The following is a 21,016-nucleotide window of genomic DNA, read 5'->3' on the forward strand; positions in this document are numbered from 1 at the left end:
CGCGTGCAAGAGTTAATCGAGTCGGTAGGACAACTTTCGGCTAAGCAAAGAAAGGCTCTGGCGGTTCTGCTCAAGCAGAAAGGCGTCAACCTTTTTGACATTGCCCCGGTTTTCAAGCGCACGGCTGAAGAACCGTTGTTGCTGTCCTACGCTCAACAGCGCCAGTGGTTTCTCTGGCAATGGGCGCCGCACAGCGCGGCCTACAACATTCCGACGGCCCTGCGCTTGCAGGGCCCGCTGGAGGTGGCCGCGTTGCAGCGCAGCGTCCAGGCGCTGATCGAACGTCACGAAACCTTGCGCACGGTGTTCACTCAAGACGCCGGGCAACCCTTGCAAACGATCCTGCCCGCAGGATCGTTTGCCCTGGATACTCACGAGCTGAGCCCTGAACTGGCGGCAAATCCTGAGGCGTCGATCCAGGCCTTCGTCCAGACCCAGAGCCAGCAAGCTTTCGATTTGCAGACCGGCCCGCTGTTGCGCGCGGCCCTGCTGCAAGTCACCCCGCAGGATCACGTGCTGGTGCTGACCCTGCACCACATCGTGTCGGACGGTTGGTCGTTGCAGGTGATGATCGAGGAACTGGTGCAGCTATATGCCGGTTTCAACCTCGGGCATGACGCCGGGCTGCCGGCCCTGCCGATTCAATACGCCGACTACGCCCTGTGGCAGCGGCAATGGATGGAGGCCGGCGAACAGGAACGTCAACTGGCTTACTGGCAACAAAAGCTCGGCGGCGAGCAACCGGTGCTGGAGCTGCCCACCGACCGTGCGCGCCCGGTGGAACAGAGCTTTGCCGGGGCCAGCCACAATCTGATTCTGGATGCGGCCCTGAGCGATGGACTCAAGGCATTCGCCCGACGGGAAAACGTCACGCTGTTTGTGTTGTTGCTAGCCTCGTTCCAGGCCTTGTTGCACCGCTACAGCGGCCAGGCGGACATCCGCGTTGGTGTGCCGGTAGCCAACCGCGGGCGCGTGGAGATCGAGCGTCTGATCGGTTTCTTCGTCAACACCCAGGTGCTCAAGGCGGACGTAGACAGCCAAGCCAGCTTCGTCGATCTGCTACGTCAGGTTCGGCAAACCGCCCAGGAAGCCCAGGCGCATCAGGACCTGCCGTTCGAACAACTGGTGGAAGCACTGGAGCCGGGACGCAGCCTGAGTCACAGCCCGTTGTTCCAGGTGATGTTCAACCACCAGGCCGAAAGCCGGATCAGTGTCGAGACTCGGTTGAACGGCTTGAGCATCGAGCCGCTGGAATGGCAAAGCGCAACCGCGCAGTTCGACCTGGTATTGAACACCACCGAACAGGCCCATGGCATTGAAGCGGTGCTCAAGTACGCCACCGATTTGTTCGAGCCTGCGACCATCGAGCGCCTGGCCCAGCATTGGCAAAATCTGCTGCGGGCGATCGTTCAGGACCCGACCCAGCGCATTGCCCAACTGCCGGTGCTCGATGACGCGCAGCAACAGCAACTGCTCGCGCACTGGAACCCGAGCCCGGTGGTGCACCCGGTCAGCCAGTGCATTCATCAGTTGATCGAGGCTCAGGCCGAGCGTCATCCGCAGGCGCCGGCGGTGGTGTTCGCCGGGCAACGGTTGACATACGCCGAACTCAATCAACAGGCCAACCAATGGGCGCATCTGCTGATCGCCCGTGGCGTGGGCCCCGATGTTCGGGTGGGCGTGGCGGTGGAGCGTTCGCTGGACATGATCGTCGCCATTGTCGCCGTTCTGAAGGCCGGTGGCGCTTATGTGCCGCTGGACCCGAGCTACCCCGACGACCGTTTGCGCTACATGATCGAGGACAGCGGGATCGAGCTGTTGCTGACCCAGGGACATCTGCTGGCGCAGCTGCCGATTCCACCGGGGCTGGCCTGCCTGGATCTGAATCAACCTCCACAGGACAGCAGCACGGCCAATCCGCCGTGCATGACTACGGCAGACAACCTCGCGTATGTGATCTACACCTCCGGGTCCACCGGCAAGCCCAAAGGCGCGTTGTTGCCCCATGGCAATGTCATTCGCCTGTTCAGTGCCACTGATCACTGGTTCGGTTTCGGTCCCGAAGACAGCTGGACGCTGTTCCATTCCTACGCGTTCGATTTCTCGGTCTGGGAAATCTTCGGCGCGCTGCTCCACGGCGGCAAATTGGTGGTGGTGCCCCACGACGTCACCCGTTCACCGGAAGAGTTCTACACCTTGCTTTGCGATGAACAGGTCACCGTTCTGAACCAGACGCCGTCGGCGTTCAAACCGCTGATGCAAGTGGCCAGCGCTTCGTCGCGCAACCATGCGCTGCGTTACGTGGTGTTTGGCGGTGAAGCGCTGGAAGTGCAGAGCCTGCGCCCCTGGTTCGAGCGTTTCGGTGATCGCGCGCCAACCCTGATCAACATGTACGGCATCACCGAAACCACCGTGCATGTGACCTACCGCCCGCTGTCCATGGCGGACTTGCAGCAGACCCACAGCAGCCCGATCGGCGAGCCGATTGTCGACCTGTCGTGGTACTTGCTCGATGACGCGATGAACCTGGTGCCCCAAGGGTGCATTGGCGAGTTGTACATCGCCGGGGCCGGGCTCGCGCGGGGCTATCTGAACCAGCCAGGCATGAGCGCCACCCGGTTCGTTCCGGATCCGTTCAACCCTGTGGCCGGTGAACGTTTGTACCGCACCGGCGACCTGGCGCGGCTGCGCGGCGACGGGGTGATCGAGTACATCGGCCGTATCGACCATCAGGTGAAGATTCGCGGTTTCCGTATCGAGCTGGGAGAAATCGAAACCCAATTGCTCAAGCATGACGCGGTGCGTGAAGCCGTGGTGCTGGCGGTCGAAGGGCTCAGTGGGCAGCAACTGGCCGCGTGGATCGTGCCGAGCGAACCACTGGACGCGGACGCCCACGCCAACTTGCGCGATTCGATCAAGGCGCAATTGCGGGAAAGCCTGCCGGACTACATGGTGCCGGTCAGCTGGGTGTTCCTCGACCGCCTGCCGCTGACGGCCAACGGCAAGCTCGATCGCAAGCAACTGCCCAACCCCGATGTGAGCCTGGTGCAAGAGGCTTATGCGGCACCGCGCAGCGAACTCGAACAGCGTCTGGCCGAGATCTGGCAGGACGTGTTGAAAGTCGAGCGGGTCGGGCTCAACGACAACTTTTTCGAACTGGGCGGCGATTCGATCATCTCGATTCAGGTGGTCAGCCGGGCGCGTCAGGCGGGCATTCGCTTCTCGCCCAAAGACATCTTCCAGCACCAGACCGTGCAACGCCTGGCCTCCGTCGCACAGCAGAGCGATGCGGTGCAGGCGATGCAAGGTGATGTGCTCGGCGCGGCCGTGCTGACCCCGATTCAACAGTACTTCTTCGCCACTGACATTCCCCAGCGTCAGCACTGGAACCAGTCGATCCTGCTGACCCCGGCCGAACCTCTGCAAGCGGCTGTGCTGGAGCAGGCCCTGGAACATCTGCAACGGCATCACGATGCCTTGCGTCTGCGCTATCGGCAGACCGCCGGTGATTGGGTGCAGGAGCATGCCGCCGTCGATCAGCCGCACGCACTGCTGCGCACCGTGACGTTGTCAGACAGCGAAGCGTTGCCGGCGCTGTGCCTGGAGCTGCAGCGCAGCCTGAACCTGAGCGACGGCCCGTTGATCCGTGCTGCATTGGTGGATTTGCCCGACGCCAGCCAGCGACTGCTGTTGGTGATCCACCATTTGGTGGTCGATGGTGTGTCGTGGCGGATTCTGCTGGAAGACCTGCAAACCGCCTATCAACAACTGAGCGCGGGCACGCCGTTGCGCCTGCCGGCCAAGACCACGGCGTTCAAGGATTGGGGCGAACGCCTGCAAGGTTATGCGCGCAGCGCCGGGCTGGAAACCGAGCTGGATTACTGGCGCGGACAACTGGCCGAAGCGCCGGCGGACTTGCCGCTGGACAACCCTGATGGACAACTGCAGAACCGTTTCGAGCGCAGCGTCGATACGCGTCTGGATGCCGAACGCACCCGGCAACTGCTGCAGCAGGCGCCGGCGGTGTATCGCACTCAGGTCAACGATTTGCTGTTGACCGCACTGGCCCGGGTTTTGTGTGAGTGGACCGCCTCCGACAGCGCCCTGGTGCAGCTCGAAGGGCATGGCCGCGAAGACCTGTTCGACGACCTCGACCTGAGCCGTACCGTGGGCTGGTTCACTAGCATGTTCCCGGTGCGCCTGACTCCACAGACCAGCCTCGAAGCGTCCATCAAGGGCATCAAGGAACAACTGCGCTCGATCCCTAACAAAGGCATCGGCTTTGGCTTGCTGCGGTATCTGGGACGTGATGAGGCGCAAGCGGCCCTGAGCGGCTTGTCCCAACCCAAGGTGACGTTCAACTACCTGGGGCAGTTCGATAACAACTTCGACGAAGGCGCCCTGTGGGTGCCGGCCACCGAAGACAAGGGCGCCGGGCAGGACGAACAGGCGCCGATGAGCAACTGGCTGACCATCGACGGCCGCGTCTACCAGGGGCAATTGAGCCTGACCTGGACCTACAGCGGTGACGTGTTTGAAGAGGCGACCATCAACGCCCTGGCCCGCGCTTATGAAGTTGCGCTGGGTGAGTTGATCGAGCATTGCCTGAATCATCCGAGCGGCGGCCTGACCCCTTCCGATGTGCCGTTGGCCGGGTTGTCCCAGGCGCATCTGGACAGCCTGCCGATTGCGGCGCAGCGGATCGAGGACATTTACCCGCTGGCGCCGATGCAGCAGGGCATTCTGTTCCACAGCCTGTACGACGCCGACGCCAGCGCTTACGTCTATCAGATGCTGCTGGATATCGACGGGCTGGATGTACCGCGCTTCCAGCAAGCCTGGCAGCGAGTGGTGGATCGTCATGAAGTGCTGCGCGCCGGTTTCATCTGGGGCCTCGACGGCCTCGATACACCGCTGCAAGTGATCAATCGCCAGCTGACCCTGGAAATGCCGGAAGTGGATGTGCGTGCAGAGCCGGACGTGCAAGCCGTGCTTGAGGCCCGTGCCTTGGCTGATCGCGAACGCGGTTTCGACTTGCAGAATCCGCCGCTGCTGCGCCTGTGCCTGCTGCGCACCGCCGATGATCGTCATCGCCTGATCTTCACCTGCCACCACATTCTCATGGACGGCTGGAGCAACTCGCGGATGTTTGGCGAAGTGCTGCAGGATTACGCCGGGCATCCGGTGCCGAGTGCCCAGGGCCGTTATCGCGACTTCCTGGCCTGGCTGCAACGCCAGGACAAGGACGCGGCGCAAGCCTTCTGGCGCGGGCAGTTGACCGAACTGGACGAACCGACGCGGCTGGCCTCGGCTTGCCACGGGCAAACCGTGCCCGGCCCCGGCAAAGGCGTGCATAAGTTGACCTTTGACGCCGCCTTCACCCAGCGCCTCAACGGTTTCTCGCGCCAGCAGCAAGTGACGCTTAACAGCCTGGTGCAAGCCGCGTGGCTGTTGGTATTGCAGCGCTATACCGGGCAGAGCAGCGTCGCCTTCGGCGCGACGGTGTCCGGTCGCCCGGTGGACCTGCCGGGTATCGAGCAACAGTTGGGCCTGTTCATCAATACCCTACCGGTGATCGCCAGCCCGCAAGCGACGTGCAGTGTCCGCGACTGGGTGCGCAGCGTGCAGGACAAGAACCTGCTGCTGCGCGATTACGAACAGACGCCGTTGCAAGACATCCAACGCCTGGCCGCGCTCAACGGTGAAGCGTTGTTCGACACCTTGCTGGTGTTTGAAAACTACCCGGTGTCCGACACCCTGGAGGCCAATCCGGGTGGACTGCGTTTCAGCGGTCTCGAACATCGCGAGCAAACCAACTACGGTCTGACACTGATCGCCGGTGCCGGCGAGGTGTTGAGCCTGGACTTCAACTACCTCACCGAGCACTTCGCCGAGCGCAGCGTTGTCGGCCTGGCCGCTCATCTGGAAGAAGTGCTGCGCCAGTTTCTCGACGCACCGCAACGCTTGCTGGGCGAGATCGGCCTGTTGCCGGCGAGCGAGCTGCGCACCCTGGCCGAATGGAATGACCATCACGCCGCGTATCCGACCCAGGCCTTGATCCATCAAGGCTTTGAAGCCCAGGTCGAAGCGCGGCCACAGGCGATTGCCTTGCGGCATGCCGGTGCTGGTTTGACCTATGCCGAACTCAATCGCCGCGCCAATCAACTGGCCCGTCATCTGCAAACACTGGGGGTCGGTGCGGAAATCCGCGTGGGCGTGGCGATGCCTCGTTCCGCCGAACTGGTGATTGCCTTGATGGCGGTGCTCAAGGCCGGTGGCACCTACGTGCCGCTGGACCCGGACTACCCGGCGGATCGCGTGGCCTACATGCTCGACGACAGTCAGGCGCGGGTGTTGCTGACCCAGCCGCATTTGCTGTCGCAATTGCCCGAGACCCAGGCGCAAGTGGTGTGGGTCGAGGCGGGCGGTCAGGCCTTCGCTGACCTGGCACCGCACAACCTTGAGGGCCGGATTGATTCTGCCAACCTGGCGTATGTGATTTATACCTCCGGTTCAACCGGTAAACCGAAGGGCGTGGCGATTGCTCATCGCAACGTGCAGGCGTTGATCCACTGGTCGCACGAGGTGTACAGCGAAGAGGACCTGCAAGGCGTGCTGGCCTCGACTTCAGTGTGCTTCGACCTGTCGGTGTGGGAGATTTTCGTCACCCTGGCCCGCGGCGGCTCGTTCATCATGGCGCGCAACGCCCTGGAACTGCCGGACCTGCCGGAGCGCGATCAGGTGCGCCTGATCAACACCGTGCCGTCGGCCATCGCTGCGTTGCAGCGTGCCGGGCAGATCCCGCAAGGCGTGCGCATCATCAACCTCGCGGGAGAACCGCTCAAGCAAACGCTGGTGGACACGCTGTACCGCGAGACCTCGGTCGAGCACGTTTACGATTTGTACGGGCCGTCGGAAGACACCACCTATTCGACCTGCACCCGTCGCGAAGCCGGCGGCCAGGCCAACATCGGCCGGCCGCTGGTGAACACCACCGCGCACTTGCTCGATGCCCAATTGCAGGCCGCGCCGATTGGCGTTGCCGCCGAGCTGTACCTGGCCGGCGACGGCATTACCCGTGGCTATCTGTTCCGCCCGGGCCTGACCGCCGAGCGCTTTGTGCCCAACCCGCTGGCCAGCAACGGCGAGCGGATGTACCGCACCGGCGACCTGACCCGCTTGCGTGAAGACGGTGTGATCGAGTACGTCGGCCGCATCGACCATCAGGTCAAGGTGCGCGGGTTCCGTATCGAACTCGGTGAAATCGAAGCGCGCCTGCTGGCCCACGACAGCGTGCGCGAAGGCTTGGTGCTGGCAGTGGAAGGTCATAGCGGTCAGCAATTGGTGGCTTACGTGGTGCCGACGCAGTCTGACCTGAGCCCGCAACAGCAGGACGATCTGAGCGAAGCGCTCAAGGCCGGACTCAAGGCGCACCTGCCGGATTACATGGTGCCGGCGCAATGGTTGTTCATTGAACAATTGCCGCTGACCCCCAACGGCAAACTCGACCGCAAGGCCTTGCCGACCCCGGACGCCAACCAGCTGCAACGCGATTACGTGGCACCGCGCACCGCACTGGAGCAGCAGATTGCCGGGATCTGGCAAGACATTCTGAAACTCGAGCGAGTCGGCGTGACCGACAACTTCTTCACCCTGGGCGGTGACTCGATCATCTCCATCCAGGTGGTGAGCCGGGCGCGTCAGCAGGGCATCAGCTTCACGCCCAAGGATCTGTTCCAGCAGCAGACCGTCCAGGGGCTGGCCACTGTCGCGCAGCTCGGCAAAGCCCTGGCGCCAACCGATCAAGGCCCGGTGACAGGTGAGACACCGTTGCTGCCGATTCAGCAATGGTTCTTCGAACAACCCTTGCCGCAGCGTCATCACTGGAATCAGTCGGTGCTGCTCAAACCGTTGAACCCTCTGCTGGCCGCGACACTTGAGCAGGCCCTGCACGCGCTGATCGATCATCACGACGGCCTGCGCCTGGGCTTTACCCAAACCCCAGACAGCTGGTCGGCGAGCTATCGGACCGTGGAACAACAGCGCCTGTCACCGTTGTGGCTGGAATCGGTCAGTGATGCCGCCCACCTGGAACGCGTCGCCGAACAAGCCCAACGCAGCCTGGATCTGCAACAAGGCCCGTTGTTGCGCGCGGTGTTGTTCGATTTGCCTGAGGGCGAGCAGCGCTTGTTGTTGATCGTTCATCACCTGGTGGTCGATGGTGTGTCGTGGCGGATCCTGTTGGAGGATTTGCAGGGCAGCTACCGCCAGTTACTGGCCGGCGAACCGTTGGCATTGGCGGCCAAGACCACGTCCTTCAAGCAGTGGGCGGAGCAATTGCAAACTCACGCCCGCAGTGAATCGCTGCTTGGACAACTGCCTTACTGGCAGGCGCAGCGCTCGGACGACGCGCCGCTGCCGCAAGATAACCCCCAGGGCAGCCTGCAGAGCCGCCATGCCTTGACGCTTTACAGTCGCCTGAACCCGACCTTGACCCGACGACTGTTGCAACAGACCCCGGCGGCTTACCGCACACAGGTCAACGACCTGTTGCTGACGGCGCTGGCACGGGTAATCGCCCGTTGGAGCGAACAGTCGTCGGTGCTGATTCAGCTCGAAGGCCATGGTCGTGAAGATCTGTTTGATGGCCTCGATCTGACCCGCACGGTCGGCTGGTTCACCAGCCTGTTCCCGGTCAAATTGACCCCGACCCAGGAGCTGGCCGGCTCGATCAAGCAAATCAAGGAGCAACTGCGCGCAATTCCGGATCGTGGCATTGGTTTCGGTGTGCTGCGTTATCTGGGGGACGAGGCTTGCCAGGCGTCGCTGCGAACCCTGCCGACACCGCGTATCACCTTCAACTACCTGGGCCAGTTCGACGGCAGCTTCGATAGCCAGAGCGGTGCCTTGTTTGTGCCGGCCGATGAGGGCAAGGGCGCAGAGCACAGTGACGATGCGCTGCTGGGTAACTGGCTGACGCTCAATGGCCAGGTGTACGGCGGCGAGTTGAGTGTCGGCTGGTCGTTCAGCACGCATATGTTCAACGCCTCGACCATCGAACGTCTGACCGAGGAGTACACCCGGGAGCTGGAACTGCTGATCGAGCATTGCTGCCAGCCGGACAGTCACGGCGTCACGCCGTCGGACTTCCCGTTGGCGCATCTGGATCAGGCCCGATTGGACGCCTTGCCGATAGCCCCGTCCCGGATCGAAGACATTTATCCGCTGTCGCCGATGCAAGAGGGCATGCTGTTCCATACCTTGTCGGACAATGGTTCCAGCCTGTACGTCAATCAGATCAGTTTGCCGGTGGGCGGTCTGGATGTTGAGCGTTTCCGCAAGGCCTGGGAGGCGGTCATCGAGCGTCAGGCCATCCTGCGCACCAGCTTCCATTGGCACGATGGCTTGGCCAAACCGCTGCAAATTGTCCAGCGTCAGGCGACGCTCGATTTGCAGGTGCTCGACTGGCGCGATCGCGACGCCAGCGAGGCGGACATCGCCGCGCGGGCCGCCGAGGACCGCACGCGAGGCTTCGAGCTGACCCATGCGCCACTGCAGCGAGTGTTGTTGATTCGCAGCACTGAAGATCAGTATCAAATGGTCTGGACCAGTCACCACATCCTGATGGACGGCTGGAGCAGCTCGCGACTGTTTGGTGAGGTGATCCAGCATTACGCCAAGGGTGAAATCAGCGCTGAAAACGGCCGCTACCGCGACTTCATCGCCTGGTTGCAAGCCCAGGACCAGGACGCCCGGGAGCTGTTCTGGAAAGCCCGGCTGGCCCCGGTCAACGAGGCGACGGCGTTGAGCCAGGCCATCCATCCGCGGCATGTGTCCGATGAACCCGGCCACAACGCCATTTACTCCCATTGGGACGCGCAACAGACCGGTCGTCTGCTGCAGTTCTGCCGCGATCTGCGGATTACCCCGAACACATTGATCCAGGGTGCATGGTTGCTGTTGTTGCAGCGCTACACCGGGAAAAACACCGTGACCTTTGGTGCCACGGTGTCCGGGCGTCCCGAGAGTTTGCCCAATGTCGGCAACATGCTGGGTTTGTTCATCAACACCTTGCCGATCATTCAGACGCTGGAACCGGATCAGCCCCTGGCAGACTGGCTGAACCGGATCCAGGCTTACAACCTGGATATCCGCGACCATTCCCAGGCTCCGTTGGCGGACGTGCAACGCTGGTCCGGCCTGGGCGGGCAGGCGCTGTTCGACAGCATCATCGTGTTCGAGAACTACCCGATCGACGACCGCCTGCAAGAGGACAACGATAGCGGCCTGAGCTTCGGCAAATCCATCGGCCATGACGTGACGAACGTGCCGATGGACCTGGCGGTGACGCTCGGCGACGAACTGTCGATTGAATACCTGTACCTGCGTAGCCACTTCAGTGCCGAGGCGGTGGAGGGTATTCGCCTGACGCTGGAAAACACCCTTGAGGCGATGATGCGCGCGCCTGACGAACGCCTGGGTAACCTGCAGCGCCTGTCGCTTGAACAATGGCAGGCGATGCAAACCTGGAGCGCCGAGCCGCCAGCGGATCATCAGCCGCAGCTGTTGCCAGAGCTGATCAGCCGACACGCGCTGATTCAACCCGAGGCCATAGCGGTGCAATGCGCCGGGCTGAGCCTGAGCTACGGCGAGCTGGAACGACGGGCCAATCGTCTGGCCCATTGCTTGATCGAACACGGCGCGGGGCCGGAAGTGGTGATTGGCGTGGCACTGCCGCGTTCGCTGGAAATGGTCGTCAGCTTCCTCGCGGTGCTCAAAAGCGGCGCGGCGTATGTGCCGCTGGACATTGATTATCCGCCGGAGCGTCTGGCGTACATGATTGAAGATTCGGGCATGGCGCTGCTGTTGACTCAGAGCAGCCTGCGGGCGACGTTACCGGTGCCCGAGGGCCTGTTGCGCCTTGAGCTGGATCACCTCGACGAGTCCCGTTATGCCGATGAGGCGCCGGTGTGCCGTGTGCTGGAGCAAGGACTGGCCTATCTGGTTTACACCTCGGGTTCCACCGGGCGGCCAAAAGGCGTGGCGGTGACCCAAGGGCCGTTGAGCATGCACTGTCAGGCCATCGCCAAACTGTATGAAATGGACACCCGCAGTTGCGAGCTGCACTTCATGTCGTTCGCCTTCGACGGTGCCCATGAACGCTGGTTGAGTACGCTGTACAGCGGTGGCCGGCTGGTGGTGCGGGACGGTTGCCTGTGGACGCCGGAGCAGACCTACCAGGCGCTGCACGAGTACGGCGTGACCATCGCCTGCTTCCCGCCGGCCTACCTCAAGCAACTGGCCGAGTACGCCGCGGCCAGCGCAATTGCACCGCCGCCGGTGCGCATCTATTGCTTCGGTGGCGATGCGGTGCCGGACCAGACCTTCGAACAGGTCAAGGCGGCGCTGCGTCCCGAGTACTTCACCAACGGCTATGGCCCGACGGAAACCGTGGTCACGCCGATGCTGTGGAAAGTGCCGGTGAGCCAGCAGTGTGAAGCGGCCTATGCGCCGATCGGCCGGGCAGTGGGCGCACGTTCCCTGTATGTGCTGGATGAAGAACTGAATCCGCTGCCGCCCGGTTTTGCCGGCGAGTTGTACATCGGTGGCTACGGGGTTGCCCGTGGTTACCATGGCCGGCCGGACCTGACCTGCGAACGCTTCGTGCCCAACCCGTTTGCCAGCGGCGAGCGGCTGTACCGCACCGGCGACCTGGTGCGCTTGCGCCAGGATGGCGTGGTCGATTACGTCGGCCGCATCGACCATCAGGTCAAAGTGCGCGGGTTCCGCATCGAGCTGGGTGAAGTCGAGGCCAGCCTGCGGCAACTGGCGCAGGTCAGCGACGCCCTGGTGATCGCCCGGGACAATGCTTCTGGCAAGCAACTGATCGGCTACGTCGTCACCGAGGCCGGGCAGCACGTGGATGATAAGGCGCTGGGTGATGAACTCAAGGCCGGTCTGCGCAGCACTTTGCCTGAATACATGGTGCCGGCGCAGATCGTCTGCCTCAGTGCCTTCCCGATCACCCCCAACGGCAAGCTCGACCGCAAGGCATTGCCCGAGCCGGAATTCAAAAGCGAGGAATACGTAGCCCCGCGCAATCAGCAGGAACAACTGCTGGCGGACATCTGGGCGCAGGTGTTGCAGGTGGAGCAGGTCGGTATCAGCGACAACTTCTTCGAACTGGGCGGCGACTCGATCCTGAGCCTGCAAGTGATTTCCCGGGTCAGGAACCACCCGACCCTGCAGATGGACCTCAAGCTGCGCGATCTGATGCGCTACCAGACCATCGCCGGCATCGTCGAACAGGACGTGGTCAAGGCGAGCACTGCGCAACCGGCGGTGGACCTGACCCATGTGGCCAGTGAAGGGTTGTTCAATCTGCTGCCGATTCAGGAGTGGTTCTTTGCCGAGGGCATGGCCGAGTCTCATCACTACAACCAGTCGTTTTTGCTGAGTGCGCGTCAGACGCTGGATCTGGATGCCCTGGAACAGGCATTGGGCTGGATCGAAAACCACCACGACACCTTGCGCCTGCGTTTCTGTCAGGAAGGCGGGCGCTGGTTGCAGCGCTATGCCGCACCGACCGAGCGCCGCGAACCGGTGTTGTGGCGCCGCGAGGTCGAGAGCAGTGAGCAGGTCGAAGCCTTGGCCAACCTGACTCAGCGCAGCCTCAAACTCGACGATGGACCGGCCTGGCGTGTGGTGCACATCGCCTTGCCGGACGGCCAGGCGCGGCTGTTGATGGTCATCCACCATCTGGTGGTCGACACCGTGTCGTGGCGGATACTGCTCGACGACTTGAAGGTGGCCTACGAGGCTTGCGTGATGGGTATCGAACCGCAATTGCCGATCCGCACCAGCAGCTATCGTGCGTTTGCCGAAGCGTTGCAGGCGCAGGCGCCGGTGATTGCCGAGCAGGAATTGGGCTACTGGCTGGAGCAACTGGATCAGCCGGGTATCGACCTGCCGTGCGACAACCGTCGCGGCAAGAATCAGGTGCGTCACCAGGCTCAGGCGCGGCTCAAGTTGTCCCGCGAGCATACCGAGCAGTTGCTCAAGCAGGCACCAGCGGTCTATCGCACGCAGATCAACGATTTGCTGCTGTCGGCCCTGAGCCGGGCGTTGTGCCGCTGGAGCGAACAGCCGTCGGCGCTGATTTTGCTGGAAGGGCACGGCCGCGAAGACCTGTTCGAGAACATCGACCTGAGTCGCAGCCTGGGCTGGTTCACCAGCATGTTCCCGGTCCGGCTCACCCCCGACAGCGCGGACATCGGCGCGTCGATCGTCAACGTGCAAGCGCAATTGGCGGCCATCCCGCAGAAGGGCATCGGCTATGGCGTGTTGCGTCATCTGGCCGGCCCGCAACTGGCCCGCCAGTTGGCCGACCTGCCGCAGGCACGGGTGACGTTCAACTATCTGGGGCAGTTCGACCAGAGCTTCGACGAGCAAGCGTTGCTGGTGCCGGCGCTGGAAGAAAGCGGCGACAACTACAGCTTGCAGGCCAATCTGGGCAACTGGCTGGAGATCGTCGGCCAGGTGTACGACGGTCAGTTGGCGCTGCGTTGCATCTACAGCACCCAGCGTTATCGGGCCAGCACCCTGGAGTCGTTGATGCAGGATTATCAGCGCGAGCTTGAGGCGTTGATCGAGCATTGCATGGCGCGGGTGGGCTGAGAGCCGGGGTTTTAATCATTGCTGGGGGGCGTTGCTCAGGCGCGCCCCTTTTTTACGGACATAAGGATTCTTTCGATGTCGCTACACCCTGATCTGGAAGCCTTCCTCGACCTGGCGCAAGACGGCCAGGACGCAGGCCAGCCAGCGCTGCATCAACTGACCCCGGCCAAGGCGCGGGCGATCTTCGAACAAACCACCGCGCAGTTGCGCTGGGATGCCCCTCAGGATATTGATGTGCTGGAGGTCAGCACCACGGCCCGGGACGGCGCGCCGCTGGCGTTGCGTTTGTATCGCCCGAGCGGGGCGACGGCACCGATGCCGGTGCTGGTGTATTTCCATGGCGGTGGTTTTGTAGTGGGCAGCCTGGATTCCCATGACGGAGTCTGCCGCGAATTCTGCCGGCGTACGCCATGCGCAGTGTTGTCGGTTGGCTATCGGCTGGCGCCAGAGCATCGTTTCCCGACCGCACTGGAGGACGGTGAAGACGCCTTGTCCTGGCTGGCGGAACAGGCGCTGGCCCTGGGGCTGGATGCCGATCGCGTCGCGTTCGGCGGTGACAGCGCCGGTGCTACATTGGCGACGGTGCTGGCCTTGCAGGCAGTGGTTCAGCCACACACCGTGGCCATCGTCCCCAAGGTGCAGCTGCTGTGTTATCCGGTCACTGATGCGTCGCGCACCCACGATTCGCGTTTGTTGTTCAGTGAGGGGTATTTGCTGGAGAACGACACGCTGGACTGGTTTTACCAGCACTACGCCCGCAGCCCCGAAGATTTGCTGGACTGGCGCTTCTCACCGTTGCTGGCCGATGACTTGCACGGGGTTGCGCCGGCGATTGTGTTGCTGGCCGGGTTCGATCCGTTGCTCGATGAAGGCCAGGCCTACGTCGATAAACTGCGCGCGCAGGGGGTGAGTGTCGAACTCGAACATTGCCCGGGGCTGACTCATGACCTGCTCAGATTGGCTTCGGTGATGCCGGATGTGTTGGGTTTGCATGAAAGCTTGAGTCGGGCGCTGAGTCGGCATTTGGGTTGAGCATGGAAACTGCAATGCGAATAATGCCCGTCAGTTAGGTTTGTGGTGGATGGGCCGGCCTCTTCGCGAGCAAGCCCGCTCCCACATTAGGTCGGCGCTGGTCACAAAATTTGTGATCACAGTAGATCCAGTGTGGGAGCGGGCTTGCTCGCGAAGAGGCCCATTAGAACACCCTAGAACTTCTTTGATCGTTCCCACGCTGGAGCATGGGAACGATCGGTTACAGGTTCTTCGCTAGCCTCGCGGATCGAAGTTATCCAGCACCCGATTCACCGCCAGCTCCCCGAGCATGACCACCGATTGAATCCCCAACATCATGTTGCGATGTGGCATGTCCATCAATCCGGCGAACTCACTGAGCATCATGCTGGCTGATGCCAGGGTTTCGCAGGCGTTGACCAGCAGAGTTTCGTTATCGACCTCGGCGCCGACATGGTAAATGGTGCTGGGTTTGCGCTTGGTGTCTTTGGGAATGTCCGGTTTGAGGTAGTAATCGAGGGCGCGATCGGCGGCTTCGTTGAGTTTTTTGGAATCGAGGGATTCGTAGGGGGAAGTTGGATCGGTTTCCGGCGGATTAGGCGTCGGTTTGAACATAGATGAAACTCCTTGATAAATGGAGCCGCAGACCTATTGCTACCAAACATTAGGGTGGCGGCTGTACGCAGGTTGGTAGACCGGGCATCAAGGGAACCCAGCGCGTCCGAGGGCGCCCTGCGCACAACCGCCATAACAAAACAGCAGACGAAAAAGCGTCAACTGCTTGAAACGTCGGCGTTGTGCGCCTTGATTAACCCGGGCTACCAAACCCGATCGCTGATTCGTCAGCGACCCGGAAACGATAGAACCCGGCCTCAAGGCGCACAAGCCGGCGGATTCTGGCGTAGTCGTAGGCAGCGGCGCAAGAATGTGTAGCCTGAGTGAGTGTCTGGAAGTGTCGTTTAAACAGTTCCTGTTTATTGGTCTGACTGTGGGTCTTGTGGTGGCTGTACCGGCCCCTTCGCGAGCAAGCCCGCTCCCACAGGGGATCTTCGGTGAACACACTATTTGTGTACGCCTGAGATCAAATGTGGGAACGATCATCCTCGCTAGCCTCGTGGATCGAAGTTATCCAGCACCCGGTTAACTGCCAGCTCCCCAAGCATGACCACGGATTGAATCCCCAACATCATGTTGCGATGTGGCATGTCCATCAATCCGGCGAACTCACTGAGCATCATGCTGGCTGATGCCAGGGTTTCGCAGGCGTTGACCAGCAGGGTTTCGTTATCGACCTCGGTGCCGACGTGGTAAATGGTGCTGGGTTTGCGCTTGGTGTCTTTGGGAATGTCCGGCTTGAGGTAGTAATCGAGGGCGCGGTCGGCGGCTTCGTTGAGCTTTTTGGAATCGAGGGATTCGTAGGGGGATGTTGGATCGGTTTTCGGTGGGTTCGGTGTAGGTTTGAACATGGTAAAACTCCTTGATCAATGGAGTCGCCACACGTCGCTGCTAAACGAGAAAGGGTGGCGACCGTACGCGGGTTAGCAGACCAGGGATCAAGGAACCCGGCGCACCGAAGTGCCCCACGCACAGTCACCATAACGCAGACCAGCGTAGGCAAAAGTAGCCGGCTGATCGAGAGATGACACTGCGTGCCTTGATATTTACCGAGCTGCTAAACCCGATCGCTGATTCGTCAGCGACCCGGAAACGATAGAGCCCGGCCTCAAGGCGCACAAGCCGGCGGATTCTGGCGTAGTCGTAGGCAGCGGCGCAAGAATGTGTAGCCTGAGTGAGTGTCTGGAAGTGTCGTTTAAACAGTTCCTGTTTATTGGTCTGACTGTGGATCTTGTGGTGGCTGTACCGGCCCCTTCGCGAGCAAGCCCGCTCCCACAGGGGATCTTCGGTGAACACACTATTTGTGTACGCCTGAGATCAAATGTGGGAGCGGGCTTGCTCGCGAAGAGGCCCGCTGGAACACCGTCGAACTTTCAGTTAAACCACCGTCCTTTTCTCACAAAAAAACGCCCCGCAATTGCGGGGCGTTTTCATTGGGGCTGCAATCAGAAGTCAGCCTTGACCGACATCACGAAGTTGCGCGGTTCACCGTAGAAGTTACCCCAACCTTCGGTACCGATTGTGGCGTAGTAGCGCTTGTCGAACAGGTTGTTGCCGTTCAGTGCCACGGACCAGGTGTCGTCGATGCGGTAGCCGATGCGACCGTTCCAGACCGCGTAGCCTGCCTGGGTGACGTTGTTGTTGCTGGTCGGCGAGACGCGGTAGTTGCCGCTCTGGGCATTGACGCCGGCACCGACGGTGACGCGTTCCAGTGGGCCGCTGAGCGCATAGTCGCCCCACACGCGCAGCAAGTGGCGCGGCACATAGGTGTTGTACGACACGCCGTCCTGACTGACATCGGCGTCTTCCAGAATCTTGGTCTGGGTGTAGGTGTAGCCGGCCAGCAATTGCAGACGGTCGATGACTTCACCGCTGACTTCAGCTTCGAAGCCCTGGGCGCGCACTTTTCCGGAGTTCAGCGAGCAGCTGCTGTCCGGGCAGGCCGGGTCATCCTGGGCTGCGTCTTTCTGGATGGTGCGGAACAGGTTGAAGGCGCTGTTCAGGCGACCGTCGAACCATTCACCCTTGATCCCCAGTTCATAGCTCTGGCCGATCAATGGCTTGAGGGTCGCACCGGTGATGGTCTTGTAGCCACCTTGCGGGGTGAAGATATCCGCGTAGCTGGCGTAGGCGGTCAGGTTGTCATTGATGTCGAACAGCAACGCAGCGAACGGGGTGACTTGCCCGGTTTCCTTGGCCTCGGAGCTTGTCGGCGTGCCTTCGCCGCGCCAGAACGAGACGGAATCGGTTTCGGACTTGTACCAGCTGACGCGGCCGCCCAGTACGAAGGTCAGCGGATCGGCCAGTTTCAGACGTGCCGTGGAGTAGACGCCGTATTGCTTGATCCGCATGTCCACCGGACCACCCCGGGAGGCGTTGGCCAGGTAAAAACTTTCATCCGGCTGGGGCAGGTGATGGTTGGGGTTCAGCACATTCTGAGTCTGAGGCAGGAGGGCCACGGCGTAGAAGTCGTCCTTGTGGGAGCGGCTGGCGTTGGCACCGACGATCAGCTCATGCTCTTGGCCGAATGCGTCGAACTTGCCGTCCACATACGCGTCGAGGCCGTAGTCGACCTGATCGTAGTCAAAGATGCTGCCGATCATCGCGGTACTGGTGCTGGTGGCGCCAACCGGTACTGAACCGCTGGGGAAGGCGTATTCCATGTCCTGGGTGTTTTTCGAGTAAACCCCCGCGACCTTCAGCGCCCAGTTGTCGTTGAACTCGTGTTTCAGGTCGCCAAAGTAGGTGGCCCGCTTGCTGCGCTGGTTGTTCCAAGCGGTGTTCAGGCACGTGGAGCGAGAGAGCTTCAGGTCACTGCCATCGGCGTAGCGCGGCAAGCCGCCCCAGCACGGAGTGGCATCGACGTCTTCATAGGCCATGCCCAGGCCCAGGGTGGTGTAGTCGCTCAAGTCGAAGTCCAGGGCGCCGTAGTAGATCTGGTCCCTGCGTTCGCCCACGTCATAGAAATACTGACGGGTCTGCTGGGTCACCACGGCCCGGCCACGGATGGTGCCGGCGTCGTTCAGCGGGCCGCCGGTGTCGACCTGGCCACGGTAGTTGTCCCACGTGCCGGCAGACAACGACAGTTGAGTGTGCGGGGTGTCCTGGCCGCGCTTGCGCACGAAGTTCACACCCCCCGCGGTGCCCCCGGCGCCCTTCATCATCCCGGCCGCACCGCGCAACACTTCGACCCGATCATAGATCGCCATGTCGCTGTTGAAGGCATCGGCCTGCACGTAGCTGCTGCCGATGTCCAGCGGCACACCGTCGTACTGGTACTGGCCGGTCATGCGGAAACCCCGGGAGTAGAAATACTTGCCGCCCATGGGCGAGTCGTAAACGGTGATGCCTGGGGTCTTTTCCATGACCTGTTCGATGGTGTTCAGGTTCTGGTCATCGAGCATCTTGCGCGTGATGACGGTGATCGACTGCGGGGTTTCCCTGAGCGAGTGCTCGCCCTTGCCAATGGTCACCGCGCCGGTGGTGTAGGAGTTGCTGCCTTCGGTGGTCGCGCCCAACCGCTGACCGTTGATGCTGGTCGGTGCCAGTTCCATCGCACTGCCGGTGGTCGGCGCCAGCAGCGTGACCGTGTTGCCGTCGCGTTGATGGCGGATCCCGGTGCCCTTGAGCAGCGCATTGAGCGAATCATCTTCCTGATAGCGGCCGTTGAGGGCACTGGAGCGCAGGTTCTGAATGCTCTCAGGGCTGTAGATGATTTGCAGATTGGTCTGTTGACCGAGGGTCTGCAGTGCCTGAGCCAATGGCTGGGCCGGGATATTCAGGGTCCATTCCTGGGCCTGGACATACGGCGTCACCGCCAGGGTCATCGCCAGGCCGAGGCCGGTGGACGTCATGCGCGAGCGAGTGGTGCTGCTCATTAACAGGGCGCGGGTCAGAGGTCGAAGCATGAAACGGGATGCGGACATGAGGTTAAGACCTTGGCAGGTATAGTTGGTAATGGTTCTTATTCATCTCATTAAGACGAGGAGGCCGCGGCAAACCGGAAAAAAATATTTTTCCGACCGGCCACGGCCTCGTCGATTACGCGGGTTGCAGTTCGCTTTTGACCTTGCCGGCCTCCATGCGCACCAGTTGATCGGCCACGTCGAAATAGCGGTCATCGTGGGAGATGACGATGATGGTCTTCCCCAGACGCTTCAGGTCGGGCAGCAGTTCGGTGTAGAAAATGCGCCGGAAGGTCGGGTCCTGATCGGCCGCCCACTCATCGAACACCAGCACCGGCCGTTCTTCGAGCCAGGCGTTGACCAGCGCCAGGCGTTTGCGCTGCCCGGTGGAAAGATCGGTGGTGCTGAACGCGCCGTCGCGCACGCTGACCTTGTGCGCGATCTCCAGGCGTTCGAGGTAGCGCGTGGCATCCTGTGGCACTTGTCGGTCGCCCTGAATCAGGTCATCGAACAGGTAATAGTCGGCAAATACCGTGGTGAAGTTCTGTCGGTAGTCATCGCGATTGAGGGCGGTGATCGGCTGGTCGTTCACGCGGATTTCGCCTTCGGTGGGGGCGTAAAGCCCCAGCAGCAGTTTGATCAGCGTGGTTTTGCCGCAGCCGTTCTCACCCACGATGAACACGATGTCGCCTTGCTCGATGCGCAGGTTGACCGGCCCGAGGCGGAAGGGCTCGCTGCCTTCCACGGGCGGGAAGGCGTAACGCACGTTGCGCAGTTCCAGGCTGTGGACCGGGCCGGGTTTGTAGCCATGGTCTTCCAGCAGCAGGTGCGGTTCCGGGGAGGAAAATTGTTCGCTGAGTTCGGCGATCCGGCGAAACGCAATCTGCGCCCGGCTGATGATCGGCAGGGTGCTGACCAAATGTTCCAGCGGACCTTTCATGTACAGCAGCACCAACACAAAACCGCTCATCACGGCCTTGTCGGCACTGGGCCAGAACGATTGCAGGGCCAGCGCCAGGCCGATGACCACGAAGAACAGCATCGAGCCGAACGACTTGGCAATGACGAAGGTGTTGATCGAGCGGATCTGTGTGTCACAGATTTTCTCGGCGGTTTTCTGGATGCCGGACACGAACATCCGCTGACGCCGTGGGCGGTGGATGCGCAGTTCCTTGGCCCCTTCGGCGATGGCGTTGTAGTGCTTTTGCAGCTCGTCTTCGGAGTCGCGCGCCGCGTAGAAACCGCGCATGCCCTTGGCTCGGGCGATGGCCTGGAGGGTGGTGCCGATGGCGATGGCCACCAGCATCATCAGAAACATCGGCCACGACAGCATGGCCAGGTAGCCGAGGCAACCGAGGGTCACGGTCAGGGAAATCGCCAACGGCGCGAAGGCGAAGGCGAAGTCGCTGATGGTGTCCACGTCATGGGTCAGCACCGGGATCAACCGGTGGCTGCGGTAGCGCTCGATCTGGTCGATCGGCGCCGACAGCACTTTCTCCCCCAGCTCTTTGCGCAGCCTGGCGATGATGTGCTGACCGACGTAGTTGGTGCCGATGTCGGAAAGAATCGAGGTCAGCAGCGCCAGCACGCACAGCCCGGCGAAAATCATCACCACGGTGCGGGTCAGGCCGTCAGCGGAGTGCAGGGCATTGTTGATGGTCGCCAGCAACACGGTGACGCTCAGGCCACCGATCATGCCGAGCACGATGGACACAGAGACAATCAGGCGGAAGGGCTTGAGCAGGGCGAACAATTCGTTGATCGCCCCACGCGTTGGCTTGGTCATGGAGGATTCCTTTCGACACGTA

General features: G+C 61.7%; 6 protein-coding genes. 2 read left to right on the forward strand and 4 right to left on the reverse strand.

What is annotated here, in order from left to right; all coding sequences use genetic code 11:
• Nucleotides 1-3 precede the first annotated feature (3 nt).
• Together KW837_RS26150 and KW837_RS26155 are read left to right on the forward strand one after the other, a co-directional pair.
• A complete protein-coding gene (locus KW837_RS26150) occupies nucleotides 4-13,677 on the forward strand; it encodes a non-ribosomal peptide synthase/polyketide synthase (protein ID WP_218399043.1) in 13,674 nt (4,557 codons plus the stop codon).
• Between the two features lie 75 nt (nucleotides 13,678-13,752).
• Entirely contained in the window at nucleotides 13,753-14,709 is a 957-nt protein-coding gene (locus tag KW837_RS26155) for an alpha/beta hydrolase (RefSeq protein WP_218399044.1), read from the forward strand.
• Nucleotides 14,710-14,943: 234 nt separating this feature from the next.
• Here the strand turns inward: KW837_RS26155 and KW837_RS26160 are convergent, their stop codons facing one another.
• The 4 genes from KW837_RS26160 to KW837_RS26175 all read right to left on the reverse strand — a co-directional run bounded on the left by KW837_RS26160 (nucleotide 14,944) and on the right by KW837_RS26175 (nucleotide 20,994).
• Nucleotides 14,944-15,303, reverse strand: a complete 360-nt coding sequence (locus KW837_RS26160; protein ID WP_123497956.1) for a DUF6124 family protein — start codon at nucleotides 15,301-15,303, stop codon at nucleotides 14,944-14,946.
• Between the two features lie 491 nt (nucleotides 15,304-15,794).
• On the reverse strand, nucleotides 15,795-16,154 hold the full coding sequence (locus KW837_RS26165) for a DUF6124 family protein (protein ID WP_218399045.1): 360 nt from the start codon (nucleotides 16,152-16,154) through the stop codon (nucleotides 15,795-15,797).
• Nucleotides 16,155-16,748: 594 nt separating this feature from the next.
• Nucleotides 16,749-19,229, reverse strand: coding sequence for a TonB-dependent receptor (locus KW837_RS26170; RefSeq protein ID WP_218399046.1), 2,481 nt, complete (start codon nucleotides 19,227-19,229; stop codon nucleotides 16,749-16,751).
• A gap of 115 nt (nucleotides 19,230-19,344) precedes the next feature.
• A complete protein-coding gene (locus tag KW837_RS26175; protein ID WP_218399047.1) occupies nucleotides 19,345-20,994 on the reverse strand; it encodes a cyclic peptide export ABC transporter in 1,650 nt (549 codons plus the stop codon).
• Nucleotides 20,995-21,016 lie beyond the last annotated feature (22 nt).

This window comes from Pseudomonas sp. PDM24 (assembly GCF_019218905.1).
Taxonomy (GTDB): Bacteria; Pseudomonadota; Gammaproteobacteria; order Pseudomonadales; family Pseudomonadaceae; genus Aquipseudomonas.